Source organism: Neptuniibacter sp. QD57_21, assembly GCF_047778075.1.
Lineage (GTDB): Bacteria > Pseudomonadota > Gammaproteobacteria > Pseudomonadales > Balneatricaceae > Neptuniibacter.
This window is the reverse complement of record NZ_CP180549.1, coordinates 3,585,959-3,611,370: the sequence shown is the minus strand read 5'-3', so window position 1 is coordinate 3,611,370 and position 25,412 is coordinate 3,585,959. Positions and strand designations below refer to the sequence as shown.

The 25,412-nt window shown below is 45.0% G+C and carries 25 protein-coding genes and 1 riboswitch; of the genes, 14 read left to right on the top strand and 11 right to left on the bottom strand.

Annotation, left to right across the window (positions count from 1 at the left end; translation table 11 throughout):
* The first annotated feature begins 30 nt into the window (after positions 1-30).
* From ACMXYS_RS16625 to ACMXYS_RS16610, 4 genes are all read left to right on the top strand, one after another.
* Entirely contained in the window at positions 31-615 is a 585-nt protein-coding gene (locus ACMXYS_RS16625; RefSeq protein ID WP_415897157.1) for a TRAP transporter small permease, read from the top strand.
* On the top strand, positions 616-2,013 hold the full coding sequence (locus ACMXYS_RS16620; RefSeq protein WP_415886227.1) for a TRAP transporter large permease: 1,398 nt from the start codon (positions 616-618) through the stop codon (positions 2,011-2,013).
* Positions 2,014-2,200: 187 nt separating this feature from the next.
* Positions 2,201-2,701 carry a hypothetical protein gene (locus ACMXYS_RS16615; RefSeq protein WP_415889606.1) on the top strand — a complete coding sequence of 167 codons (501 nt, stop codon included), beginning with the start codon at positions 2,201-2,203 and terminating at the stop codon, positions 2,699-2,701.
* A gap of 52 nt (positions 2,702-2,753) precedes the next feature.
* Positions 2,754-3,662, top strand: coding sequence for an RluA family pseudouridine synthase (locus tag ACMXYS_RS16610; RefSeq protein ID WP_415897156.1), 909 nt, complete (start codon positions 2,754-2,756; stop codon positions 3,660-3,662).
* 22 nt (positions 3,663-3,684) lie between these two features.
* Here the strand turns inward: ACMXYS_RS16610 and ACMXYS_RS16605 are convergent, their stop codons facing one another.
* Complete coding sequence (locus ACMXYS_RS16605) at positions 3,685-4,527, bottom strand: hypothetical protein (protein WP_415897155.1); 843 nt, start codon at positions 4,525-4,527, stop codon at positions 3,685-3,687.
* 83 nt (positions 4,528-4,610) lie between these two features.
* Positions 4,611-6,128, bottom strand: coding sequence for a threonine ammonia-lyase, biosynthetic (gene ilvA / locus ACMXYS_RS16600; protein WP_415897154.1), 1,518 nt, complete (start codon positions 6,126-6,128; stop codon positions 4,611-4,613).
* Between the two features lie 171 nt (positions 6,129-6,299).
* On the opposite strand from ilvA, the gene rpiA reads away from it, so the two are divergent.
* Positions 6,300-6,971 carry a ribose-5-phosphate isomerase RpiA gene (rpiA, locus tag ACMXYS_RS16595; protein ID WP_415897153.1) on the top strand — a complete coding sequence of 224 codons (672 nt, stop codon included), beginning with the start codon at positions 6,300-6,302 and terminating at the stop codon, positions 6,969-6,971.
* Between the two features lie 72 nt (positions 6,972-7,043).
* Here the strand turns inward: rpiA and ACMXYS_RS16590 are convergent, their stop codons facing one another.
* Positions 7,044-7,349 carry a hypothetical protein gene (locus ACMXYS_RS16590; RefSeq protein ID WP_415897152.1) on the bottom strand — a complete coding sequence of 102 codons (306 nt, stop codon included), beginning with the start codon at positions 7,347-7,349 and terminating at the stop codon, positions 7,044-7,046.
* Between the two features lie 121 nt (positions 7,350-7,470).
* Here ACMXYS_RS16590 and ACMXYS_RS16585 point away from each other — a divergent pair, with 121 nt between their 5' ends.
* Entirely contained in the window at positions 7,471-8,259 is a 789-nt protein-coding gene (locus ACMXYS_RS16585) for a metallophosphoesterase (RefSeq protein ID WP_415897151.1), read from the top strand.
* A 380-nt stretch (positions 8,260-8,639) separates the two neighbouring features.
* On the opposite strand, the gene ACMXYS_RS16580 is transcribed toward ACMXYS_RS16585, so the two are convergent.
* The 3 genes from ACMXYS_RS16580 to ACMXYS_RS16570 are packed head-to-tail and all read right to left on the bottom strand — an operon-like array spanning position 8,640 to position 9,778.
* A complete protein-coding gene (locus ACMXYS_RS16580) occupies positions 8,640-9,185 on the bottom strand; it encodes an MEKHLA domain-containing protein (RefSeq protein WP_415897150.1) in 546 nt (181 codons plus the stop codon).
* A gap of 22 nt (positions 9,186-9,207) precedes the next feature.
* Complete coding sequence (locus ACMXYS_RS16575) at positions 9,208-9,606, bottom strand: heavy metal-responsive transcriptional regulator (protein ID WP_415882808.1); 399 nt, start codon at positions 9,604-9,606, stop codon at positions 9,208-9,210.
* 49 nt (positions 9,607-9,655) lie between these two features.
* Positions 9,656-9,778: a hypothetical protein gene (locus tag ACMXYS_RS16570; protein WP_415882807.1), complete on the bottom strand. Its 123-nt coding sequence runs from the start codon at positions 9,776-9,778 to the stop codon at positions 9,656-9,658.
* Positions 9,779-10,187: 409 nt separating this feature from the next.
* On the opposite strand from ACMXYS_RS16570, the gene ACMXYS_RS16565 reads away from it, so the two are divergent.
* The 4 genes from ACMXYS_RS16565 to ACMXYS_RS16550 all read left to right on the top strand — a co-directional run bounded on the left by ACMXYS_RS16565 (position 10,188) and on the right by ACMXYS_RS16550 (position 17,793).
* Positions 10,188-12,776 carry a DUF748 domain-containing protein gene (locus ACMXYS_RS16565; protein ID WP_415897149.1) on the top strand — a complete coding sequence of 863 codons (2,589 nt, stop codon included), beginning with the start codon at positions 10,188-10,190 and terminating at the stop codon, positions 12,774-12,776.
* A 79-nt stretch (positions 12,777-12,855) separates the two neighbouring features.
* Positions 12,856-12,930: riboswitch (cyclic di-GMP riboswitch) on the top strand.
* A 34-nt stretch (positions 12,931-12,964) separates the two neighbouring features.
* Complete coding sequence (locus ACMXYS_RS16560) at positions 12,965-13,276, top strand: hypothetical protein (protein ID WP_415882805.1); 312 nt, start codon at positions 12,965-12,967, stop codon at positions 13,274-13,276.
* A 127-nt stretch (positions 13,277-13,403) separates the two neighbouring features.
* Positions 13,404-16,841 (top strand): response regulator, encoded by a 3,438-nt coding sequence (locus ACMXYS_RS16555; RefSeq protein ID WP_415897148.1) that lies wholly within the window; start codon positions 13,404-13,406, stop codon positions 16,839-16,841.
* 10 nt (positions 16,842-16,851) lie between these two features.
* Complete coding sequence (locus ACMXYS_RS16550; RefSeq protein WP_415882803.1) at positions 16,852-17,793, top strand: diguanylate cyclase domain-containing protein; 942 nt, start codon at positions 16,852-16,854, stop codon at positions 17,791-17,793.
* Here the strand turns inward: ACMXYS_RS16550 and ACMXYS_RS16545 are convergent.
* Positions 17,772-20,231, bottom strand: a complete 2,460-nt coding sequence (locus tag ACMXYS_RS16545; RefSeq protein WP_415897147.1) for an ABC transporter permease — start codon at positions 20,229-20,231, stop codon at positions 17,772-17,774. The genes ACMXYS_RS16550 and ACMXYS_RS16545 overlap by 22 nt on opposite strands.
* On the bottom strand, positions 20,228-20,917 hold the full coding sequence (locus ACMXYS_RS16540) for an ABC transporter ATP-binding protein (protein ID WP_415897146.1): 690 nt from the start codon (positions 20,915-20,917) through the stop codon (positions 20,228-20,230). The genes ACMXYS_RS16545 and ACMXYS_RS16540 overlap by 4 nt, the downstream gene beginning before the upstream one ends.
* Positions 20,918-20,927: 10 nt before the next feature.
* Between ACMXYS_RS16540 and ACMXYS_RS16535 the strand changes: the two genes are divergently transcribed.
* On the top strand, positions 20,928-21,527 hold the full coding sequence (locus ACMXYS_RS16535) for an arylesterase (RefSeq protein WP_415897145.1): 600 nt from the start codon (positions 20,928-20,930) through the stop codon (positions 21,525-21,527).
* Between the two features lie 100 nt (positions 21,528-21,627).
* Here the strand turns inward: ACMXYS_RS16535 and ACMXYS_RS16530 are convergent, their stop codons facing one another.
* The gene (locus tag ACMXYS_RS16530; protein ID WP_415882797.1) at positions 21,628-22,209 is read right to left on the bottom strand and encodes a superoxide dismutase; all 582 of its coding nucleotides are present in this window, start codon (positions 22,207-22,209) and stop codon (positions 21,628-21,630) included.
* Positions 22,210-22,516: 307 nt separating this feature from the next.
* Here ACMXYS_RS16530 and ACMXYS_RS16525 point away from each other — a divergent pair, with 307 nt between their 5' ends.
* Positions 22,517-22,801 carry a hypothetical protein gene (locus ACMXYS_RS16525; protein ID WP_415886206.1) on the top strand — a complete coding sequence of 95 codons (285 nt, stop codon included), beginning with the start codon at positions 22,517-22,519 and terminating at the stop codon, positions 22,799-22,801.
* 57 nt (positions 22,802-22,858) lie between these two features.
* Here the strand turns inward: ACMXYS_RS16525 and cysQ are convergent, their stop codons facing one another.
* Both cysQ and nudE read right to left on the bottom strand, forming a co-directional pair.
* The gene (cysQ, locus tag ACMXYS_RS16520) at positions 22,859-23,695 is read right to left on the bottom strand and encodes a 3'(2'),5'-bisphosphate nucleotidase CysQ (RefSeq protein WP_415897144.1); all 837 of its coding nucleotides are present in this window, start codon (positions 23,693-23,695) and stop codon (positions 22,859-22,861) included.
* 49 nt (positions 23,696-23,744) lie between these two features.
* Complete coding sequence (nudE, locus tag ACMXYS_RS16515) at positions 23,745-24,290, bottom strand: ADP compounds hydrolase NudE (protein WP_415897143.1); 546 nt, start codon at positions 24,288-24,290, stop codon at positions 23,745-23,747.
* 31 nt (positions 24,291-24,321) lie between these two features.
* Between nudE and yrfG the strand changes: the two genes are divergently transcribed.
* Both yrfG and hslR read left to right on the top strand, forming a co-directional pair.
* Positions 24,322-24,978 (top strand): GMP/IMP nucleotidase, encoded by a 657-nt coding sequence (yrfG, locus tag ACMXYS_RS16510; RefSeq protein WP_415897142.1) that lies wholly within the window; start codon positions 24,322-24,324, stop codon positions 24,976-24,978.
* Positions 24,975-25,385 (top strand): ribosome-associated heat shock protein Hsp15, encoded by a 411-nt coding sequence (hslR, locus tag ACMXYS_RS16505; protein WP_415886198.1) that lies wholly within the window; start codon positions 24,975-24,977, stop codon positions 25,383-25,385. The genes yrfG and hslR overlap by 4 nt, the downstream gene beginning before the upstream one ends.
* The last annotated feature ends 27 nt before the right edge of the window (positions 25,386-25,412 follow it).

The following is a 25,412-nucleotide window of genomic DNA, read 5'->3' as shown; positions in this document are numbered from 1 at the left end:
TAACGACGTGAGTCGCTAGGGGAGCTGTATATGGTTCGTAATCTAGTAACAAAATTGGAAGAGGGCTTTTTATCCCTGCTTCTAGTTTCAATGACATTACTGGTATTTGCTGAAGTGGTAGCGCGCTTTGGTTTTAACGCCGGTATCCATTGGGCACAGGAAGTGACCCTTTTACTCGCTGCATGGTTTGTACTTTTTGGTGCTTCTTATGGTGTCAAAGTAGGTGCCCATATCGGCGTGGATGTTTTTGTAAAACTGATGCCCGAAAATATGCATCGGTATGTCACTTTAGCTGCTGTTGGCTTGTGCTTGGTTTACTGCGGACTGTTTTTATACGGCTCTTGGATCTATATCAGCAAGATGAAGATGATCGGTATCGAGCTGGAAGATCTTCCAGTACCGAAATGGATCCCTATGAGCATCTTGGTGATTGGCTTTGTGCTTCTGATCATTCGCTTCTTAGAACTGGGTTGGAAAGTAATTACGCACAAGGCTGATGGTTTCCACTTCGCGGATGAAGCGGAAGAGTCTATGGAGATCGCTAACGAGCTGAAAGAAACAGCACTAGGCGATCCTAACGACAGCCAAAATCAAAAAAAGCAGGAGGATAAATAAATGACTATTGCTGTACTGTTTATCACTCTGTTTGGGTGCATGATCATCGGTATGCCGATTGCTATCGCATTGGGCCTATCTTCTGTAACCACTATTTTGTTGTTCTCAAATGATTCGCTTGCATCGATTGCATTGAAACTGTTTGAGGCGACTTCAGAACATTACACGCTACTAGCGATCCCGTTCTTCATTCTGTCCTCTGCGTTCTTGTCTACCGGGGGGGTAGCAAAACGTTTGATTAACTTCGCGGTTGATACCGTGGGTCATATCCGAGGCGGTCTGGCGATGGCATCGGTAATGGCGTGTATGCTATTTGCTGCGGTATCTGGTTCATCTCCAGCAACAGTAGCCGCGATCGGTACTATCTGTATCGCGGGTATGGTGCGCTCTGGTTACCCACAGTCTTTCGCTGCAGGTGTAATCGCGAATGCGGGTACTTTGGGTATCTTGATCCCACCGTCTATCGTAATGCTGGTATACGCTGCAGCGACAGAAGTTTCGGCTTCACGTATGTTTATGGCGGGTTTCATCCCGGGCCTAATGATGGGTCTGATCCTAATGATCGCTATCTACATCGTTGCGCGTGTTAAAGGTCTTCCATCTCAGCCGTTCCCAGGTTTCCGAGCGTTGGCCAAGTCTGGCCTAATCGCGATGGGTGGTTTGATGCTGATCTTCATCGTACTAGGTTCTATTTACGGTGGTGTTGCATCGCCAACGGAAGCGGCGGCAGTAGCTGCAGTATACGGCTATTTTATTGCGGTAATGGGTTATCGTGATATTGGTCCGATGAAAGGTATTCCGTGGCAGAAAGATGGCGAGAACTTTGTGACTGCAGCGGTGCGAAACGCACTGCAGATGCTTTGGGCTTTACCTAAGTCAATCAATGACCCAGAAGTACGTAAAGTACTGCTAGACGCATCTAAAGTATCCATGATGCTGCTATTCATCATTGCTAACGCAATGCTGTTTGCGCACGTTCTAACAACAGAACGTATTCCGCACACGATTGCTGAACAGATTTTAGCTTGGGGTCTACCAGCGTGGGGCTTCTTGATCGTAGTAAACATCTTACTACTGATCGCGGGTAACTTTATGGAGCCGTCAGCGATCCTATTGATCATGGCGCCGATCCTGTTCCCAATCGCAACGCAGCTAGGTATCGACCCAATTCACCTAGGTATCATCATGGTTGTAAACATGGAGATCGGGATGCTCACCCCGCCGGTAGGGCTTAACCTCTTTGTGACCGCCGGGATTACCGGGCAGAACATGATATGGGTTATCAAGGCCTGCTTGCCGTGGCTCTGCCTATTGTTAGGATTCCTAATCTTGATCACTTACGTGCCGCAGATCTCGCTATTCCTACCGGAATATATCGATAAGCTGAACGGCTACTAAGGAACTAACAAAACATTTCTTATCGAATCAACCTCACTCAAGGGGGGAGTGATCTCCCCCGTTTAAACTGTTGATTAGTGCTTTAACCACCGCTTGCGGTGGTTTTTTTGTCTTAAATTTGGGCTCTATCGCTGGCGAGGGTATAATCGCCGCTTCTAATGCATTGGTTACAAAAGAGACAGATAGAGTGATTGGTTATATTGCAGCGCTATGGGGTATCAGCGGTATTTTCCTGTTAATAGGCAGCGCGATCTATCGTCTTAGCGATATAGGTCTGCAGACCTTTAACTATGATCTTTCTTGGTACCACTGGGCAGCCTTAGCATTTAGCGTGATCTTTATGGGTTTTGCGGAAGGCTATCGTGGCTTTCAACAAGCGTGGTCACCGCGTGTGGCGGCTCGTATTCTGTATCTGTCGCAAAATGTCTCTCCGGTCCGCTTTGTCTTTGCGCCCCTGTTTTGCATGGGATTCTTCTCGATCGTTCGTAAACGTATGATCGTTACCTACTGCCTAACGCTAGGCATCATTTCAATGGTCTTACTTGTGCATCAACTAGAGCAGCCTTGGCGCGGCATTGTTGACCTTGGTGTAGTTACTGGGCTTATTTGGGGCCTAACTTCATTGCTACTTTTTTCTATCAAAGCGTTCTTTAGCGAAGGGTTTGAGCACTCGCCAGAGATGCCTTAAAGCGACTAGCCAGTTGCTAGAAGCTGCGCTTGTTAGTGGCTAGGAGGGAATCATGGCTGATGGCTTTGTTCTGTATTTCCCAGTTTATTCTGCAGCCCCAACCACCTATTGCTTCTTATCCACGCGCTTAGCCAGTCTTCATCAAGCACAATTGCCTCAGTTATTTGCTGAGGGTTTTATATCTGTCGATGGTCACATTGCTTCAGCAAACCAGGTCTTAGTAGTAGGGCAGCAAGTAGTTGTATCCCTGCCAGATCATTATGAAGAGCCTGTTGATACCCATTGGCAAAAGCTTTGGGAAAACGACGAAATTCTAGCTGTATTTAAGCCCCATCTGCTGCCTGTTAGCCGTACCACTCGAAATCTATATAACACGCTAATTTCTCTTGTGCGTCGTCAGACAGCCTATGAGGATGCGCACCTGTTGCATCGGCTGGATACCGAGACCGCAGGCATTATTCTGCTAGCCAAGAACAAAGCGGCGGATAAAAAGTGGAAGCCACGTCTAGATAAACTGATCAGCAAAAAGATCTATCATGCTTGGGTAGAGGGCATTCCTAAATGGAATGAACTCAGCTACGAATGTGAGCTATCGGAAAAAGTTGGTAGTCTGATTCGCAGTCAGATGTATGTAGTGGACCAAGCCGAATCAGACTTGTACCCCAAGCCTAAACAGAGCCAAACCTTGTTTCGGGTCTTGCGAAAGGAAGAGGGTAAAAGCTTGATTGAGTGCGAGCTAATGACTGGAAGGAAACACCAGATTCGGGCGCATTTAGCACATCTAGACCACCCGATTATTGGCGATAAGATCTATTCCAAAGGTGGTCAGTATTATTTGAAGCGCTTGGATAAGCCGCTAGATAAAGAAGATTACGAGGTGCTGGGTACTGAATATCAGCAGCTAACAGCTTATAAAGTATCTTTGCGGATAAATGAGAGGCTAATTGATATTAGCCTCTAAGCTTTAGTTTCTTTCCTTCCTGTTAGCTCTTTCCTTTAGATTTAGCAGAAAATACGTTTTCTTTGAGCAGCAGATGTTTGTTGTTTTCAGTATCTGTCCAGCGAATCGCCATGCTTACATCGCAATTTTTTACAGTTTCAACTTCTACAGAGACTTTAGGGCTTTCAGAATCTGGAGAGATCCACACTAATTGATTACCGGTTTGCTGTGCTGGCCCGTATTGAGCGTTTAAATTTGCTGGTTTGTAATCACCGCTTGCATGCTCTTTAAAAATGTCTTGAACATTTTTGGGGAGTGTTGATAAATCGATATTCTTTGGAGAAACACCATTCATTGAGTAATTAAACCGTTGGTGCTTTGCCGATTTAATTTGGCACTCTTCTGGTTTAGGCTTTTTGAATCCAGACCAACCAGTAGGCTCTATCATTTCTTGTATTACTGTTCTGCTGACTAATTTACCCTCAGGGTTTTTGAAAATCGTATAGAGCATTATGTCCGATAGGCATCCTTGATATTTCTTTACTTGAAGCGAGAAAGAACGCCCTTTATCTTCGTATTGCCATTTATACGTAGACATTAAGCCTCTTAAATCGGTATAGGACGTAGGTTTAGGTAAAGTCTGCTTGATAGTATTATCTGGCGCATTAATCGGTAATTCTTGTGCGGCCAAAAATAGTTTTTTAGCTTCTTCGGGAAATAAATCAGGAATCTGTGTGATTTCTTTGGCTTTTTTGAAATCTATACCAGGCATTAAGACCAACTCTTTTACTGCATATACATTCGAAGTGCATTGCGCAGCAATAGCGATCGAGGGTAGAAAGAAGCTAATAGACAATAAAGGGGCGAGACGTAAACTCATACGCATAAGATCATCCTTGGTCTGAAAAATTGCGTTTTAGTATGGAGAGGAGATCAGGCTTATACAAGATACAAGCCTGATCTATTGGTTTAACCCAAAAACAGCTTATAAGCTGTGTTATCAGTTTCTTCCCAGTAGTTGTAGCCGATCTCTTCCAAGAAAGTGCCTACTTGATCACGTTCAGCTTCAGGTACTTGCATGCCTACCAATACGCGGCCATAAGCTGCACCGTGGTTACGGTAGTGGAACATTGAGATGTTCCACTTTCCACCCAATTTCTTTAGGAAGTTCATCAGTGCGCCTGGACGCTCTGGGAATTCAAAACGGTAGATCACTTCGTTTTTCAGCGTTGCAGGCGCATGACCACCGACCATATAACGGACGTGGATCTTAGCGATCTCGTTTTCGCTTAGGTCTTCAACTTCGTATTCTTTTTCACGTAGTTCGCTGACCACTTCTTCGCGGCCATCACCACCGGCTTTTAGCTGAATGCCAGCAAAGACGATAGCATTGTTATCATCGCTATAGCGGTAGTTAAACTCAGTGATATTGCGGTTGCCTAGGGCTGAGCAGAACTTCTTAAAGCTACCCGGTTTCTCAGGGATACGTGCGGCGATAATCGCTTCACGTTGTTCACCTAGTTCGGAACGTTCGGCGATATGGCGTAAACGGTCGAAGTTTACGTTGGCGCCCGAATCGATTGCGATAAGCGTCTTATCGCTGATCTCTTCACGGGCTACATACTTCTTCATACCGGCAACACCTAGTGCACCTGCAGGCTCGCAGATAGAGCGAGTGTCGTCGTAGATATCTTTAATCGCAGCGCAGATCTCATCTGTCGATACAGTGATGACATCATCAACGTATTTCTTCGCTACTTCAAAAGTGTTTTCGCCGATGATTGCTACAGCAACACCGTCGGCAAAAATGCCCACTTGATCCAAAGTGACACGTTCGCCTGCATCCAACGCCGCTTTAAGGCATGCAGAATCTTCGGATTCTACGCCGATCACCTTAGTTTCTGGGCGAAGGTATTTAACGTAGGCTGCAATTCCAGCAACGAGGCCGCCACCGCCCACAGGGACAAAGATCGCTTCGATTGGACCGGATTCCTGACGTAGGATCTCCATCGCAACCGTGCCTTGACCCGCGATGACATCGGGATCATCAAAGGGGTGAACGTAAGTCATGCCCTTTTCTTCAACCAGCTTCTGAGCATGAGCTGCTGCATCGTCGTAAGCGTCGCCGTGAAGTACCACTTTGCCACCAAGGCGACGGACGTTATTCACTTTTACGTCCGGCGTAGTTTTTGGCATGACGATGGTCGCTTTAACACCTAAGTGTTTCGCGGACATTGCTAAGCCTTGAGCGTGGTTACCCGCGGAAGCTGCAACAACGCCACAAGCGCGTTCTTCCTCGGTGAGCTGCGATAGTTTGTTATAAGCGCCGCGCAGCTTGAAGGAGAACACAGGCTGTTCATCTTCACGCTTCAGCATAATTCGGTTATTCAGACGCTCAGAAAGACCTTTTGCTTCATCCAGTGGAGTTTCGATCGCCACGTCGTAAACGCGGGCCTCGAGGATTTTTTTGATATATCTATCTGGCATGATATTTCGCCTAATGTTTCGTCTGAATAAAAGTAAGCGGGAAATGGTAAAGGGAAACGCCCTGTTACGTCTACAATAGGTCACTAAAGCTGCGTATAATTTAGTGTAATTCTTACATATTTTAGTGAAAACCCCGGTTGTTTTCCGTCATGCATAAAACAGGTGCCTAACATGACCCAGGACGAGATGAAAAAAGCAGTTGCTGAAGCTGCTGTGGAGTACATCAAACCTAAACTAAACGAAGACAGTATTGTGGGTGTGGGCACAGGTTCTACTGCCAACTTCTTCATCGATGCCCTAGCTGAAATTAAGCACTTGTTCGAAGGTGCGGTAGCAAGCTCCGAAGCTACGGCTGAGCGCTTAAAAGGCCACGGTATCGAAGTGTACGACATGAACTCCGTTGCTGAGATGGAAGTGTATGTTGATGGTGCTGATGAGTTCGATTCTGGTCTGAACCTTGTGAAAGGTGGTGGCGGTGCCCTAACGCGCGAAAAGATTGTCGCTGCGGTAGCAAAAGAGTTTGTCTGCATTGTAGATAGCACTAAAAAAGTTGATATCCTTGGCGAATTTCCACTACCTGTAGAAGTGATCCCAATGGCTCGCTCTCAAGTAGCGCGTGAATTGGTAAAACTGGATGGTATGCCAGAATGGCGTGAAGGCTTCACGACCGATAACGGTAATGTGATCTTAGACGTTCACGATATGGAGATCATGAACCCTAAACAGCTAGAAACTCAACTAAACAACATCGTGGGTGTTGTAACTAACGGCTTGTTCGCCAACCGCGGCGCTGATGTTGTATTGATGGGCACACCTGAAGGTGTAGAAACTATCAAGCTTTAATGTGGTTGTTAGCGCCTAGTTGTTAGGCGCTGCGCTTGCTAGAAAAAACCTGCCTACGGCAGGTTTTTTTGTTTAAAGATCTTTTCGCGTCGAGTGCTGAATATGTTGATAGCGGAAGGATAGACTTTGACCAAAACGTACGCCTTCAAACTCCCTCGCACAGACATTCGAAAAACCAGAAACCTCGCCTTTCAGAGTACCATCTTCATTTAATTCAATATCACGAAGATGTACTTCCTGCCCTTTAAATAACAACGCGACTTCAATTGCTGTGCGCGCAATACGCTGTTCTGGGCTTTCTGTTTGTGCAGTATTGGTGGTTTGTGGCGTAGGCCCAACTAGATCAAAGCCTAGGGTATCTGCATCGGTGGTATTCATGGTGTTATATCTTGTTTATTTCTCTTGAGCGGCAAAGACTACCATTAGCCTGAGATACATGGAATTAAGCTGAGCGTTATTGGTCACAGGGCAAGAGCGCCCTTTTTATACAGGCTAGTTAATGAAGCTATTACCCCTCTCAGATATACACCTAGAAATTATTACTGACGGCGAAGAACTACATATTCCAAATACGATTGCAGATATGATCCTGTTTTTAGGTGATATAGGTATCGGGGAGCAGGGGATATGTTGGGCAATTGAGCAATGTGAGCGCTTAGGTATAAAGGGGCTCTATGTGCCAGGAAATCACGAGTATTACGGCCATGACATAAATCAGCTTGATAAGAGGCTACGAACAGTCGCTGCTGGTACTTCGGTGAGTCTGCTCAATTGTGATGAGTTAATCGTGGACAACTATCGTTTTTTAGGCTGCACTTTATGGAGTGATTTTTCTGCTTACGGAGCTCCTTCGAGTAACTTTGCGGTTGTGAAATCTCGTATTAAGGATTATCGAAAAATACACATATCGCCGAGCAATGCAGAAAAGCGCTTCTTTACCCCAGAAGATGCGCTAGCTGTTCATCAAGCACATAAAGCTTGGTTGCTTGGCAAATTAGCTGAACCTTTTCACGGTAAAACGGTACTACTGACTCATCACGGAATATCAAGAGAGTCTCAGCATCCGCAATTTGCCATAGATGAAGTTGCTGGAAGTTATTGGTCTGAACTTGAATCTCTGTTTAAAGGCAAAATTGAGTTGGCTTGCTTTGGACACACTCATGCCAACCTAGATCAACAGTCTAAGGCCGGATTTCGTATGGTTAGTAATCAGATGGGATATCGGCGGCGCTTATCTGATCCGCCTGAATGCTCTGATTTTACATTCCAGAAGGTCATAGATTTATAAAACGAAGGGTTAAATTATATGTAACCTGAAGGAGGCCTTATCGATGTTTATAAATCTTCAGAGGCTTACCGTTACGCTTGCCTAAATTCTCCACTACCCAGAGCTTTCCACAGTTCCCACATCTAAAGGTTGCAGAGTGATTTTCGATATCGGAAGATGCCATAGCTAGTTTTCCGTCTAGCTCCGAAATTTCGTGAATTGAGTTTACTGTATATAAGTCGTTTAGTTTGTCACAACAGTTCATAGGCAATGGATGCTGAGTGGTTTAGAAAAGCGGTGTAATACGCTCCGTTATTACACCCTACATAAACTGTTTCTGTTAGGCGAAGCCGTTCTAGCAAGCGCAGCGTCTAACCACTATCGACTAGCTGCTAAGATAGTTACTCCGCCAAAGCCCGGCATTTATACAAAACTGCACCTTGTCCCCAGTAAACGCCGTCCTCGTCGATCACGTTCCAGACAATCGCGTCTTCAACCATAAAGCGGTTACCTTTGGCTGAGATACGGACGCCTTGGTAATCATCAATAAAGCCATTATCGGTTACGGCTTTAAGCAAGCGGTTACGTTCTTCTTGGGTTTGTGGTTCAGCGGTATAGCGTGATGGTAGTTTGATTAGCTCTTCCCATTGGATTTCGAACTGCTCCATGCCTTTGGCGTTGGAGTAGTTAAGCAAGGGATCTTGCTTAGCATTGTGGGAAAGTACTGGATGAGCTGCGTTATATAGTGCTTGCGCGCGTTGATCACTGCTGGTGTCTGATGGAATCAGTGATTTTCCGGTAAGGCGTTCAAAGCTGCTTAATAGTCGCTCTGCTTGTTCTGCGGCGAAGTTGTTCTCGGAGCAAGGTTTGTTCATGGTGTTGGGGTCATCTGTGTCGTATAGATCTTCTTGAAGACCAATCTTGGGGATTTTTTGCCTTACTCGCAAGTCTCCGTTGTGATGACGATTTCTAGTGCTTCAAAAAGTCGATAATTGGACAGTCCGAGACAGTACCTTCCCCGCAGCAACTATTGGAGAGCTGCTCTAATGAGTGCTCGATCTTTTGCAGTTCGCTGATCTTGGTTTTGACTAACGCGATCTTATGTTCGACCTGCTGTTTTACCAGTGCAGAGCTGGTGGTTGGATCGGTCTGTAATGACAGGAGCTCGCTAATCTCTTGCAGTGAAAAGCCAAGGTCTTTGCAGCGATGGATAAAGTGCAGACGTTGTAGGATTGTTTCGGGGTAGACCCTATAACCGGAAGGAAGACGGTCGGGTTCTGGGATAAGGCCGCGCTGTTCGTAATACCGAACGGTTTCTACGCTAATGCCGGATTGTTTTGCGACTTGTCCAATTTTGAGCTGTTTCATAGTTCCTGTTTAACACAGCAACCGAAACAGCTCAAACAGGCTGAGGCGATTACAGAGTAACGCGGCTCAGTGCGATGCTAGCAGGCATAGTGATCCACGCCATAGCGATCAAGTTAATGATGATCCAGGAGAAACCTGAAGAATCGCGGAAGTTTTCGTCATGATCTGCCATCGAAGTCACCCTAATGTCAGGCATGCGGATTTCGATCGATCATTGAAGTCACAGCATTTGACTTCACCTGCTGATGAGCCCTTGAGAGCTTCTGGTTCCAGGTTTAGTGTAATCGATTTAAATCGCGCAAAAGTTTATGTGCATAGAACTGTCTTGTCGGAAGCGCTAAGGCTTCAAAAACGTGGGTGATTTTATCAAGAGTGGGACGTTTTTAATAGCCAGAATAAATCGTCCTTAGGGACTGTAATAGCGTCAAGGTATCATTACAAATTGTATGGACTTTTCGGTCGGTTTCAATTTTTCACGAATCTTATGCTGTTTTTTGAGTTTCTAGCGTAAAGATTCGCTTTCTATTCATGAAACTGGATTATGATAGAGAGGTTATTAGCTCTTCTGGCGAAAAGGGACTATGTTGCGTTTTCTTCTGGTTATTATCGTTTTAGTTGCTCTGTTACTGCATAACCTGCCTCTATTGGTGCGAGATCAGGTGGTGCTGTGGTTACTGAACAATGGTGCGGATAAAGCTCAGTTATCAGCTTTAGAGGTAGAGTGGTTTGAAGGCCGTATCAATATTAAAGGTCTTAAAGCGGAAGCTGCGGATAAGCCGCCTTTACAAGTAGATAGCCTTTCTGTTGATCTGGATTATGAGCAGCTTCAGCAAGAACGTATTCTAATTACCGATCTGAGCCTTTCTGGCATTAATGTAGGTATTCGTCAGAAAGAGCAGGCGCTGTGGCTAGGCCCAATCGATCTGAATCAATTTAAATCCGAAGAACCTGCGGTTGAGGAAAAGCCAGAAGAGCCCCCTTCAAATTGGAGTTTTGGTTTAGCGCAGTTAAATCTTCAAGCGATCAACTGGCAGGCTGAGTTAGATGGCCAGACGCATAAGCTGCAATTGAAAACTGGACGCATCGCCGACTTCTACCTGTGGGATCAGGATCAGCCGGTTGCTTTGGACCTTGATGGCTCTTTAAATGGTGCTCCGATTGTATTGCAGTCCCAGTCCAAGCCTCTTCCTGAAGAGAAGAGTTCTGAGATCAACGTTAAGTTAAATAACTTCCCTATCCACAGTGTTACCGCAGTATTTATGCCTGAACTTCGTGGTCATCTGGATATGGATCTCGATCTAAATGTACGCACAAACCTGACTAATCAGTTATTACAGGTAAAACAAAAAGGTAGCGTTAAGTTACGTGGTTTGAAGTTCCGCCAAGATAATATGGTGCTAAAACAAAACTCACTCGCTTGGAAAGGTGATGTTGATTTGGGCGTTTTAGCGGGCGAACTAAAACAGCTAAAAACTGCAGGCCAAATCAAAGTGGCAGGCTTACAGCTTGATCAAGGCGGGCAAACGGTCAATTTACAGGGGGCCGATTTGGTCTCTGTAGTCGAGATGGAAGGGCTGAAAAAACTGACCCTTAAGGATTTGGTTTTAAAAGCGGAAGGCATTGCGCTTAAACAAGCGGGACAGACTATCAATATCAATGGTGTACTGGCGCGCGGTGCTGTGCAGACTGCTGATATGAAAAAATGGCAGGCTAATATCCCTACCGTTGCTTTGCAAAACTTTGCTCTATCTAAAGGGCAGCAGGAACTGATTAGTCTTGCTACTTTGCGCTTAACTCAGGCGCAACTACGAGACGTTAACGATATCAGTCTAGATAAGCTGGAAACCGAGAAGCTCAAAGTTCAAGGTAATGGCGGAGTGTTTACCCAGTGGGGAGCAATCACTGCCGATGATATTAAGTTTAAACAGCAAAGCGAACTGAGTATTAACTCCGTGCAGTTGAGTGATAGTAAAACGCGGATGTTGTTGTCATCTAAGCGTCAGCTGACCGATCTGGATTGGTTATTAGCTCAGCTATCTAGCGGTGAGGAAAAAGCTGCCCCATCAGCGAAAGAAACCGAGAAACAAGCAAGCAAGCCAATCAGAGTTAAGCTTAACAAACTGCGTGTCAGTGGCAGTAATCCTATCCAGATTGTTGATGGCGGAGTTAAGCCTGCTTTTAAAACGAATCTTACTATTCAGAGCCTTGCTTTAAGTAATCTAGATACCGGTTCCAAAGGTGAAACCGCGTTTGATCTGAAGGCTAAAAACAAGCTATCTACCATTAATGCTAAGGGAGCTATTGAGCTATTCAGCGGTAATTTTGGCGGTCATTGGGATGCCAAAATTAAAGGCTTAGAACTTCCGCAAGTAAGTCCTTACTCGCTTGAATATACTGGTTATTACTTACAAAGTGGTCAGCTTAGCTTAACCACAAAAGGCACCATTAAAGGCCGAAAGCTCAAGGGTGATACTGATATACGTTTGAACAAGCTCGATGTTGAAGCGCGAAACAGTGAGCGTAGTGGCGAGTTTGATCAGAAGGTATCGATGCCTCTAGGAACGGCATTGATGATTCTACAGGATAACGATGACAATATTGATTTAGAGATCCCAATTGATGGCTCTTTGGATGACCCTCAATTTGGCTATCAGACCGTAATTAATAAGCTAGCGGGCAAAGGTTTGAAGAGCGCTGCCATGGGCTATCTAACCAAAGCACTACAGCCTTTCGGCACGTTGATTTCGATCGGCAAGATGGTGATGGATGCGCAAGAGAAAGGCTCGTTCATTACCCTACAACCGGTCTACTTCGATGTGGCCGGTGTCACGCTTAATTCTGAATCATCAGCTTATCTGTCGAAACTGACCCAGATGATGCAGGAACGTAAGGGGATGCGCATGAATATCTGTGGCCTTGCTGTTGCTGAAGACCAGTCTGCTATATGGCAACAGATTTTGGCTGGAAATGCTAAGCGCAAAAAGCCTCTACCAGAGGAACAACTTCAGGCAGAAGTGACACCAAAGCTGCAGCAGTTAGCGCAAGATCGTAGCGATGTTGTGAAAGCTGCGCTGTCGAAAGATGGTATCGATATTGAGCGCCTGTTTAGCTGCTATCCAAAAGTGGATCTGAAACAAAAACTTAAACCGCAGGTAAGTTTAGGCTTATAAAAAGCCAAAGGGATCTTTAGCTTTTGCACAAGCCGCCGACAGCTTAGGGTGAACAGGATCTGTTTTTTCGCGGGATTATCTCTCGAAAAGGCAAACCCCAAGCAATTGGGCGACGCAAAGTTACGGGTCCCTACGGGATGGCCGGACCGCCGACGATAAAAACTCTCGCTTCTGCTGAGGTTGTCGTTATGTTGTTTGCAAAACCACTTTTCGGCTGTGTCGCAGGGATCGCTCTGGCGCTAGCATCTCATTCAGTGAGTGCAACGGAGACCGCGCCAACACAACTTCCACTCTCTTTTCCTTCTTCAATTTTTACTCAATTAGCGGCTTTAGATGAATGGCATTTTGGGTTAAAACCGCCTGTCTTTTGCTTAAGTGGTCATTATTTTAGGGCCGAACGCTCTGCGGATGTAATTGATCAAAACAGGTCAGTTGCGAAGCCAAATCGTAAGAGTCGTTTGTATCTAGCCTTCTTGATGTTGGCTCGAAACAAGAAGTAGCAGTTTTAAAAACTCAATACTGGCTGACAGGCGTGCGTGCTTTTTGTGCGCTATTCCCCCTTTGTCGCAACGAAATGCCGTAGCTGAACTAAACTCATGCAAGGATCTTTTGATTGCGAGGCTCTGGATGAGGCGGCTTAAACAAGCGATATCAGGACGTCTGGGTAAACAGTTTGCGATACAGGTCATTTTATTTAGCTCCTGTTTTACTTTGATCACGACAAGCGTGCAGTTAGCGTTCGACTATCATGCAGATATCAGCCGCATTGAGCAGCAATTTGTTGATATAGAAAGGTCGCATGTCCCTCCTTTATCCCTTGGCTTGTGGTCAATGGATAGCGCTCAGATAGATGTTCATCTTGAAGGTTTACAGCAACTCCCCGATATAGAGCATGTAGTCATTAGTGATGAGCAGGGCGGTGTCTGGGAGTTTGGAGATAAGATCTCTGATAGTTCTCGTGAGCACGTTTACCCTTTAGAGTTTTTGCGGGTTAACCAAGCGGATCCCATTTATCTCGGCTCGTTGGTCGTGACGGCTAGTATCGATAATGTCTATGAAAGACTGATCAACCGAGCCAGCGTTATTCTTATCAGTAATGGTATAAAAACAGCGATAGTTGCAGGCTTTATTATCTTTTTGATGTGGCTTCGAGTGACTCGTCACCTTGGAAAAGTTACTGAGTATGTAACGCATTTGGAATTTAAAGGGGAAAACAAACCACTAATACTATCTAAAAGGTCTGATCCAAACTCGCCAGATGAATTTGATGTTGTTTCAGACGCAATTAACCGGATGCAACAAAGTCTGACTGAGCAGTTTCATGAGATTAACAAGGCTGAAGTGGAACTGAAATATTTGCTTCGTGAACGTAATCAATTGCTACAGAGTGAGCGGGAATATAAAGGGCAACTGGAGGAAAAAGTTACGGAAAGGACGAGGGAATTAACAATTAGTGAAGAAGCACTGAAGAAAAGCCATAACTACCTCCGTAATATTTTAGAAACGAGTCCTATTGCCGTAAGTGTTTATAACCCCAAAGAAAAACGTCTTACATACTCCAACCAAACATGTGCGAATATGTTCGGCTATAGCATTGAATCGTGGTTAGAACACAACCCCAATGATAGTTGGCTGCACTCTGAGGATAGAGAATATTTTGCTCGGGAATACCGCAAACATGGTCGAGTTGGCACGACTGAGGTTGAGTTGGTTCGTAAGGATGATTCGGTGTTTTGGGCCTTACTTACTTGGGACCGTATTTTCTTTCAGGATGAAAGGCAGATTTTATTCTGGGTAGTGGATATTAGTGGGCAGAAGAAAGCTCAGGATTTACTAGAAAGGGCGAAAGCTGAAGCCGAAGCCGCAACACAATCTAAGTCTGAATTCTTAGCGAATATGAGCCACGAAATTCGTACCCCAATGAATGCCGTGGTGGGATTTAGTCACCTTGCTCTGCAGACTGAATTAACTGAGCAGCAATATGATTATTTAAAAAAAATCCAAATGGCCGGTCATAATTTATTGCGTGTAATTAATGACATTCTCGATCTGTCTAAGATCGAAGCCGGCAGAATGAGTGTTGAGCAGATAGATTTCTCTTTAGATGATGTCCTCGAGCAGTTGTGTGATTTATTGCGCCTGAAAGCTGAAGAGAAAGGGTTGGAGATTCTACTATTCCATCCTTGGGAACTCCCACGAAATTTAAAAGGTGACCCTTTACGTTTAGGTCAGGTCCTGACCAATTTGGTCGGTAATGCCATTAAATTTACAGAACAGGGAGAGATCTCTATACAAGTAAATGAGGTTTGTCGTACTGACAATAAAGTGGTGCTTCGATTTAGTGTTACAGACAGCGGCATTGGCTTATCTGAGGAAGAACAAACACGAATTTTTAAGGCGTTTGGTCAAGCTGATACCTCAACAACTCGGAGATATGGTGGATCTGGGTTGGGATTGGTTATCTGTCAGCAGTTGATAGAACTGATGGGTGGGGAAATGACCCTTAAAAGTGAGAAGGGTAAGGGCTCTTGTTTCAGTTTTACCAGCGAATTTGAGTTGATAGAGGATGAAGCCAAGGTCGCGCATTCCATCGAAAAGCTACAAGGGGTAAGAGTATTGATCGTGGATGATAGCTCGGCGTCACGTGATGTATTGAATTCACTTATATGTAACTTTGGGATGTATGGTTATGCCCTAAGTTCAGGTGAAGAAGCGATAGCCGAGTTACAGAGGGTTAGTGAAAGTGATGAGCCTGATTATGATCTGTTGTTAATCGATTGGCATATGCCAGGTTTAGATGGTTTTACATGTGCGCAGAAAATAAAAGAGATGACAGTCAATTCCCCTTTACCTGCTGTAGTGATGGTTACAGCGCATCATCGAGAAGGAATTTTACATCAGGCTAACGCGGAAGATCTTGATGGTTTTCTACTTAAACCTGTTAGCCCTTCGCTTTTATTGAGTGCAATTGATAAAGCGCTTCATCAGGAAGTATCTTCAGAGCATTGCCATCATAAGCCGGTTCCAAATCAAGAGGATGCTCTTAAAGGACTTGTGGATTCACGAATTTTACTGGTGGAAGATAACCTAATTAATCAACAAATAGCGACTGAAATGCTTGTGGGGTTAGGGTTGGATGTAACCATTGCTGAAAATGGTTTAGATGCATTTAATCAGGCAAAAGATGTGCTATTTGATCTGATTTTAATGGATATTCAGATGCCCGTGATGGATGGTTTGGAAGCGACTGAAAAAATCAGAGAACTGGTGGCTTACCGTGATATTCCTATTATTGCTATGACCGCTAATGCAATGCAGGAGGACATTGAACGTAGCAAAGCTGCAGGGATGGATGCGCATATTACTAAGCCAATACAACCAGAGGTATTATTACAGACGTTAACTCATTGGGTAACTCCTTATTTACATCAACCTCAATTGTCAGCATCAGGCCTGGATCCTGTGATTGATGGACTTCATAGTGGGGAAGCACTATCTAGGTTGAATGGTAATATGGAATTGTATGAAAGGTTATTACTGCAATTTGTCGATGAGCATAATGATACTTTCAGTGAAGTAGCGGAGCTTATCTCCCTTAATGATTTGGAGAAAGCTGCAGATAAGGCACATGCATTTGCCGGGTTAGTTGGGAATCTAGGTAGTACTGAATTATTTCGTTTGTCTCAACAGCTTGAGCGCAGTTTAAGAGCATCTGAACTAACGGAAGTAGAAGGGCTGTTAACCCAGTGTAAACAGCGATCTGATCAGTTAATTATCGCGATTTCTGAATTTTTAAGTTCCGGCCGCAAAGAGGCAACTTCTCCACAACCGTCTATAACTAATAAATGTGGTCTGTCATTTATTGAGTTGTTAGATGTTGTAAATGAGTTGTTGCAAGAGGGTGATAGTCGATCACTTAACTATATTGCTGACTTAAGGGCTGCTAGTCCCGGAGGCCTAGAAGAAGAGTTATCAAAAGTTCAAATGGCGATAGAAGAGTTTGAATTTGAACAAGCCTTAGCGGAGGTCGAGCGGTTAAGGAAACGTTTTCTTAGCGAAGTATAAGGAGTCTCTTATGGATAACGTAAAGGGGCATGTACTGGTTGTAGATGATGAAGCAGTTAACTGTAATGTACTTGTTTCCCTACTGGATGATTATAAAGTTATCGTTGCTAAGAGTGGTGTAAAAGCGATCTCACGTGCCCGTGAAAACCCACCAGATATCATTCTCTTAGATGTGGTTATGCCAGAGATGAACGGCTATGAAGTCTGTTCAATCTTGAAAGCCGATGAAACCACATGTCACATCCCGATTATTTTTATCACTGTGAAATCAACTATTGAAGAGGAAACTCAAGGTCTTCAATTAGGTGCAGTGGATTATATATCTAAGCCCTTCAGCCCCGCGATCGTTCAGGCGAGAGTGCATAATCATATTCAACTTAAAAAACAGAGGGATATGTTGGAAGCTCTGAATGTCACAGATAGCTTGACTGGGATAGCTAATAGACGTCATTTTGATCTAGCTCTGAATCAGTATTGGCAAGCTGCTTGTCGCACGTCGAGTCCCGTAGCGTTATTAATGATCGATATTGATCATTTTAAACAATATAACGATCACTATGGGCATCAGTTGGGTGATGAGTGTTTGGCTCTGGTTGCACAAACTCTTGATAGGCAGTGTGATCGGGACTTGGATCAAGCTTGTCGATATGGTGGGGAGGAGTTCGCTGTTATTTTACCGTACACCGATAAATCAGGTGCGGTGAAAGTGGCAGAACGAATTTTAAGGGCTATCCGAGCATTAAAGATTCCGCATAAGGGGTCCGATACTGCTCAGATGGTGACGGTCAGTATTGGGCTATCAGTCAAAGAAGCGGTTCCATCATTGGAGTTGGAGAGCTTGATAGCAAGGGCTGATCAAGCTCTGTATGCTGCTAAAAACGGGGGTAGAAACTGCTGCCACCACTTGGATGCACCTGAGTTAACAGTACATCATCGCGAAGCTAGTGTTTGATAGCTTTGGCTTAAGCTCTGTTGACGATGGCTAAAGTGCCCAATCAGAATAAATAGACCGCTGCTCAGTATTGGTAATAGACACCAGAGTATCGGATGCAAAACCGGTGATAGATTCAACAATTGCTGGTGGATCGGCCACAAGCTAGCTTCGGAAATAATTACCGCCAGTACACCACTAATCCCGCCAATCAATCCCATTTCCAAACGATCAAGTTGCTTACACTGTTTTTGGCTCGCGCCTAAGGTAAGCAGAAGCGCGTTTTCATGACGACGTTGTTCAAGTTCTTGGGTCAGCGTTACATAGAGTAAAACTAAACCTGATGCTGTTGTCAGCAACATCAGTAAGCTTGAGAGTAGGGAGAGCTTACTGAGTAATGTTTGTAGCTGCGACAGAATTTGCCGAACATCGATCAGTGTTAGAGTCGGGAACTGTTGTAGCAGAGAGCGGCTAACCTCTGCGCTTTTATCACCTAGATAAAAACTGGTTAGGTAGCTAGGCGAGTAAGGCTCCAAAATGTCGGGGCTGAAGATATAGTAAAAGTTAGGTTGGAAAGAGTCCCATCTGACAGAACGAATACTGGTGATCTCAGCGCTGGCTTCGCGGCCCGCAATATCAAAAGTGACGCTATCGCCGAGTGTTAAGCCCAGTTCAGATGCGAGCTTTTGTTCGATAGATACACTTTGAGAGCTGTTCCACTGTCCAGATATAAGCTCATTATGCGCTGGGAACTGCTCCGTCGCTGTTAGGTTCAACTCACGTTTTAGCGAAGGCTGCTCTAACTGTTCAGGCGTGAGTGCCTCCGCTAATGGTTGGCCATTGACCTTGCTTAAGCGACCACGATAGATCGGCCAGAGCTGATTATCGATCTGCTGTGCTGTTAACAAGGTTTCAACTTCCGGTTTCTCCCAATCTTGAATGTTGATGAGGAAGTGGTCCGGCGTGTTTTCGGGTAACTGTTCTTGCCAGCGGCTAAGCAGATCATTTAGTGCAACTAAGTTAATACTCAACAATGCAAATAGCAGGCAGATCACCGGAATTTGGATTCGATACCAGCGCTGTTGTTGCTGCATGCGGCTGACCAACATCTGTCCTAGCGGATGATGCTTAGATAATCTCTTTGAGCTCCATTGCGCGATAAAAGCGCCGAGCCAGCCCAGAAGACTACCTAAGATAAGCAAACTCAGAGTAAGACTGAGGGTGAGCCACAAGCTGTTTAAGTAGCTGCTAGTAAATAGCAGTAAGACAATAAACGCGCAAAAATAAGGTAACTTGCCACCCCACTTCAGAGGCGAAGGCTGGTTTTGGAATAGCTGTGTCGGTGTGCTTTTCTGTAGTAACAGAAGGTTAGGCAACCCAAGGGTGACAATAATGGCAATGCCTAATGCAGGCCCTGTGAGGTAGGTTGTGTAAGCGGCTGTAGGTACTGGTTGAGGTAACAGTTCGTTTAGAAGTTGTAGGCCAGAGGCTTCCAATATAACTGCTAGAGCAATACCTACAAGGCTACATAGAAACCATGCGTATCCTAGTTGGGCAAGATACATTAGTAACAACTGACGATTACTGACCCCTAAGCTTTTTAGCAGAGCTGCGCGTTTACTTTGGCTCTGTGTGAAACGGCGTAAACTTAGGAAAATTGTCATGGCTGCAATCAGCAAAGCAAATAGCGCACCTAAACGCAGATAAGAAGAGGCTTTCATTAACGCACTATTTTGTTGGCCTTCTTCGCTTTTTAGTGACGTGATCTGCTCGCCGGTTTGTTTATTTTCTTGTAGATAGCTTTCTAATTGTGCGATTTGCTGGGCGTCGCCACTAAATAACTGACGATAATGCACACGTGAGCCGGGGCCCAAGAGTTCGGTACTTTGTAGGTCCGAGTGGTTGATAATAATTTGTGGGTTAAAGCTAATAAAACCGCGCCCACGATCGGGTGACGCAATTACAGTGCGAGTTAAAACAAACTCTTTTGAACCTAACGTCAGTTTATCGCCGGGCTCGAGTTTTAAGCGTTCAAATACGCCTTGCTCAGCCCAGGCTTCTCCCATACTGGGTAATTCTGTTTGTGCGGGCTGATCTAACGAAATTTGTCCGCGAGGGTAGGGAGCACTCAACGCTCTTACACTGACAAGAACAAAGTTATCACCTTGGTTCGCCATACTGGCGATCTGCGTGACCGAAGTGTGCTCCAGAGCCATCTCTTCAGCCAGCGAGAGCGTTTTTTCAGAAAGAGGGCGGCTGTTACTCAGAACTAAGTCAGCGCCTAAAAGCGCACTGCCTTGTCTCTCGAGTGTTTGTTCAATCCGTTCACCTAATACAGCCATCAGGCTAGCAATGGAAATCGCCAGTAAGAGAGCTAGTAGTAGTGATCGCCACTCACTTAACTTGATATTGCTTAAGCTATGTTGCCCAGCTATTTTCAACAGAGTGGTAAGGTTCATTCGGATAACTCTTGCAGTTCGCCATTATGCAAGCGCAATGCTCGACTGCAGCGTTCTGCTAAGAATGAGTCATGGGTAATCAGAATCAGCGTCGTGCCTTGCGCTTTGTTTAGATCAAAAAGCTGCTGGATGATCTGCTCACCGGTGTGTTCATCTAAGTTGCCGGTAGGCTCATCAGCAAACAGTAGGGTGGGATTTGTGGCAAAACTGCGGGCGATCGCAACCCTTTGTTGTTCGCCACCGGATAGCTCGGCAGGTTTGTGATTCAGTCGTTTACTCAGGCCTACTTTGCTTAGCCAAATTTCTGCTTCTTCAGCGGCTTCTTTATGATTGCGAATCTGCAGAGGCAGCATGACATTTTGTTGGGCGGTTAGGTCTGGTAGCAGGTGAAACGATTGAAATACGAAGCTGATATGCTGGTTACGAAAATCTGCCCGTTGTTGGTCGTTCAGCGTATTGAGGTCTGTATTATTCAGTAAAACATGACCAGAACTAGGGTGGTCTAATCCGGCTAGCAGCGATAGCAATGTCGATTTACCTGTGCCTGAAGGGCCGACGATAGCAACGCTCTCTCCCCGCTTAATCTCCAGATTGATATCACTGAATAGATCAACGGCTCCTGCTTGAGTCTGAAACTGTTTTGCGAGATGCTGAGCACTAACGACTGTGTCTGTATCAATTGCCATAGGTTCTTCCGTGCGTAAAACGATTGCCTTTCTATTATTCGTATTTCTGACCGTTCCGGTTCAAGCGCGTTCCCTAATTGTTTTAGGAGATAGCCTATCTGCTGCCTATCAGATGGACCTAGAACAAGGTTGGGTACATTTGTTACAGCAGCGTTTAGATCAACAAGGCTATGCGCTTGAAGTGATTAATGCCAGTGTTAGTGGCGATACAACGCAAAATGGCATCGCACGATTGAACTTGCTGCTAAAACAAACTGAACCAGAGATTGTGGTTATCGAATTAGGCGGGAATGATGGCTTACGCGGCACTCCGCCGGTTGCGATCCAAAGAAATTTAGGGCGTTTGATCGATATGGCTCAAAATAATGGAGCGAAGGTTCTGTTGCTTGGTATGCAGCTCCCTCCAAACTACGGTAAAGCCTACACCCAGCGCTTTAGCGAAATTTTTTCGACTGTGGCGTCTAACAAAGACGTAGCTTTAGTGCCTTTCTTTATGGAGCAGGTTGCCCTGTTTCCTAAGCGTATGCAGGATGATGGAATTCATCCTAGTGCGGCTGGTCAGCCTTATCTGTTAGATACGATGTGGCCTTATTTAGAGCCATTATTGTAGTAATCCGAGCTTAGCTGTCTTCCGTAGCGCTCGTTTAAGACTATCACGCACAAAAAAGGCCGATACGTTTCCGCATCAGCCTTTTAAAAGTTACGATAACTTATGCAAAGTTAGCGTTTACGAATTCCCAGTTAACTAGCGCCCAGAAACCTTTTAGGTAATCAGGACGAACGTTACGGTAATCGATGTAGTAAGCGTGTTCCCATAGGTCAACAGTTAGCAGTGGAGTCTGACCTTCAGTTAGAGGGCAACCAGCGTTGCTAGTGTTAACAATATCGATAGAGCCGTCAGCGTTTTTAACCAACCAAGTCCAGCTAGAACCGAAGTTGTTAACTGCTTTGTCGTTTAGAGCTTCTTGGAATGCTGCGAAAGAACCCCATTTAGCGTTGATAGCATCAGCAATCGCGCCAGTTGGCTCACCACCACCGTTTGGAGATAGGCAGTTCCAGTAGAACGTGTGGTTCCAGATCTGAGCAGCGTTGTTGAATACGCCGCCAGCAGGAGCGGAAGTGATGATCTCTTCTAGAGTTTTACCTTCGTACTCGGTACCAGGAACTAGACCATTTAGCTTAACAACGTAAGTGTTGTGGTGTTTGCCGTGGTGGAAGTCTAGCGTTTCAGCAGAGATGTGTGGTTCCAGAGCGTCCTTTGCATAAGGTAGCGGCGGAAGTTCAAAGCTCATAAGTGTCACCTTATTCGTGTGTCGTAAAGACTTATTGTCAGAGATTACCTGCGTATCCGTATGCTCACACGATTGGCAGGTAATTATTAATTATCCAAAGCACGGAAATAATAGCACCCAAGAGTGATTATTTCATGGTACAAAAAGTGTGCTTATTTAATGTTCTTTTGTTACGAACTACCTAGTTATATTGGTTCATAATTCATTTTTTAAAGGGCTGCGACTAAAGTTTGCTGAAACTGTCATGTTTTAACCCTAGAATGACAGGCCTGTATTTTTATAACTATAAAAAAGTGACTGTTAGAAGATGTATAAAGTTTTAATTTGGATCTCTGTGGTATCTCTGGCAATTCTGGTCGTTAAAACTCAGTTTTTAGCGTCTGATACGTTTGTGCCGTTTAAAGAAGACTGCATGAAGTTAGCGGGTGCTACAGAGGAGCGTTGTGACTGCTTCTCTAAATATGTACATAAGCACTTTAGCGATAATGAAGTAAAACTGATCCGTGCTAACCAACTGAGCAACCCTGACTTTAAATTTAAAGTGGAAGAAGTTCTGGCGCGCGCTAATCAGTCTTGTGCGGCTGAAAAATAAGTCCTATCTACTCAACTAGCTGGGATAGTTAAACTCTATCCCAGCTACTTTTGACCTCTATCCGTTTTGAGAGCTACTCGCTAGATGGTTTCTTAACACTTCTAACGGGAATTGCGGATCACCGCAGGCAAAGAAATACGGATTCTCTAAAGACTCGCGTAAGTTATAGGTGAGGCCCTCGAGCGTTTCGGCGTTGACTAAGCGCCCACCGGCTGCTTCTAGAATAGCTTGGGCTGCTGCCGTATCCCATTCACTGGTGGGATAAAGGCGTGGGTAAAAATCGGCTATACCTTCAGCGATTAGACACATCTTTAGAGAGCTCCCCATCCCTCGATGGCTAATCTGTGAAAACTGTTTGGCTATCGGCAACATCAGGTTTTCGTTGGCTTCTTGGCCATGCCTACGGCTGGATGCGACGATTAGGTCTTTGCCCAGAGGCCTGCTTCTGATTTGCGCTGGAGCTTGCCCATCTTCCTGTTTCCATGCGCCAATCTCGTTGCCTCCCCAATAGGCGACACCGCTAACGGGGACATATATAATGCCGAAGATCGGGCGGTTGTTTTCGATCAGAGCAATATTGATGGTGAATTCATCGTTGCGGTTAATAAACTCTTTGGTTCCGTCCAACGGATCGATACACCAAAATTGCTGCCAAACTTTGCGCTGTTGATAAGTTAATTCAGTGTCTTCTTCGCTCAGTTGCGGAATCTCGGGAGTTAGATCGCTGAGACCTGCCCGAATCACCTGATGTGCAGCGAGATCAGCTGCCGTAACTGGTGAGTGGTCTTCTTTAGCCGCAATCGAAAAATCATCGCGCTGATAAACTTTTAAGATCTCAGCGCTGGCTTGCTGACAAATACAGAGTAATGCTGAAGCTAAGTCGTGTTGGTTCATTATCTTACGGCCTTTTTGTTATTGGGTGTTGGCTGTATGAATGATGGTTCTAATTACGATTGAGGAAATCTCTGGCCATATAGAGCGCTGCAATTGCTCTACCTTCGGTAAAGTCATCGCTGGCTACCAGTTGTTCTATTTCGGCTAGCGGCCAACTGACAACTTCCATCTCCTCTGGTTCATCGCCTTGTAAACGACAAGGATAGAGATCTCTGGCAACGACCGCTGTAATGCTATGCCCCATATAGTTGGGTGCTGATGTCATTACTTTTAGCGTATCTAACTGGTTGCTACCAAATCCTGCTTCCTCTTTAAGCTCTCGATCTGCAGCGATATGAGCGTCTTCACCGGGATCAATCAGGCCTTTAGGTAGCGTCAGCGTGTAATCCTCAATACCTGCAGCGTACTCTTTGATCAGCAGTACTTCATTGTCTTCGGTCACAGGAATGATCATTACTGCACCGTTACCTCGATTGGCTAAGCGCTCATAAGTGCGTTCGGCACCATTAGAAAAGCGAAGTTCAACCTGCTCGACTTTAAATAAGCGTGTTTGTGCGGCAGTTGTAACCTTCAAAATTTCGGGTTTAACCGGCATACTGAGGTTTCCTCTTTACTTGGCCTGAAAAATGTTTGATTGGCAGAATATAGATACCGTCTTGCTGGATATGGACGGCACCCTTCTTGATCTACACTTTGATACCTATTTTTGGCTAGAACATCTACCCCTGCGATATGCGCAGATCCACAAAATGGATCAAGGTGAAGCTCGCAGTTGGTTGCATGAGCGTATCATAGAGCAGCAAGGAACCCTTAATTGGTATTGTTTGGATTATTGGACGCGTGAACTGAATGTGCCCATTACCGAGCTGAAATATGAGATTGCCGACAAGATCGCTTTTCGACCTCATGTGAAGGACTTTCTAGCTACCCTCAAAGGGCAGGGGGTTCGCACGGTTATTGTGACGAATGCTCATTGGGGAAGCTTGTCTCTTAAAATCGAGAAGACTGCGATCAATGATCTTGTGGATGAGGTGATTTGCTCTCATGACTTTGGATTGCCCAAAGAAGATCTCACTTTTTGGGACCGACTGCAGCAAGTAGAACCTTTTGATAAGTCCCGTACCTTGCTGGTGGATGATAGCTTTGCTGTACTTAAGAGTGCTCGGGAATATGGTATTAAGTATTTATTGTCGATCTACCAACCTGACAGCCAGCAACCTAAAAGAGAAATACATGACTATAGTGCTATAGAACACTTTGATGAGATTACCCCCAAGAAATGACAGATACAGAAGTAAAAGTTCGTCTTGATAAATGGCTTTGGGCCGCTCGTTTTTATAAAACCCGCGCTGTGGCAAAACAGATGATCGATGGTGGCAAGGTGCACTATAACGGTCAGCGTACCAAATGTAGCCGACACGTTGAGATCGGTGCTGTGTTAGAAATTCGTCAGGGTTTCGATGAGAAAGAGATCGTAGTGGTTGAACTCTCAGATAAACGTCGCGGTGCGCCTGAAGCACAAAAACTCTATAAAGAGACCGAAGCCAGCATTAAAAAGCGTGAAGAGCATGCGGCTCAGCGTAAGGCGATGGGTAGTAGTTTAAACCCTCGCAATCGACCTAATAAGAAAGAGCGTCGCCAAATTCGATCATTTAAAGATGGTGAACGCGGTATTTTTGATAAAGGTTAAGCTCTGACCGCATTGTTCAGGTGTATG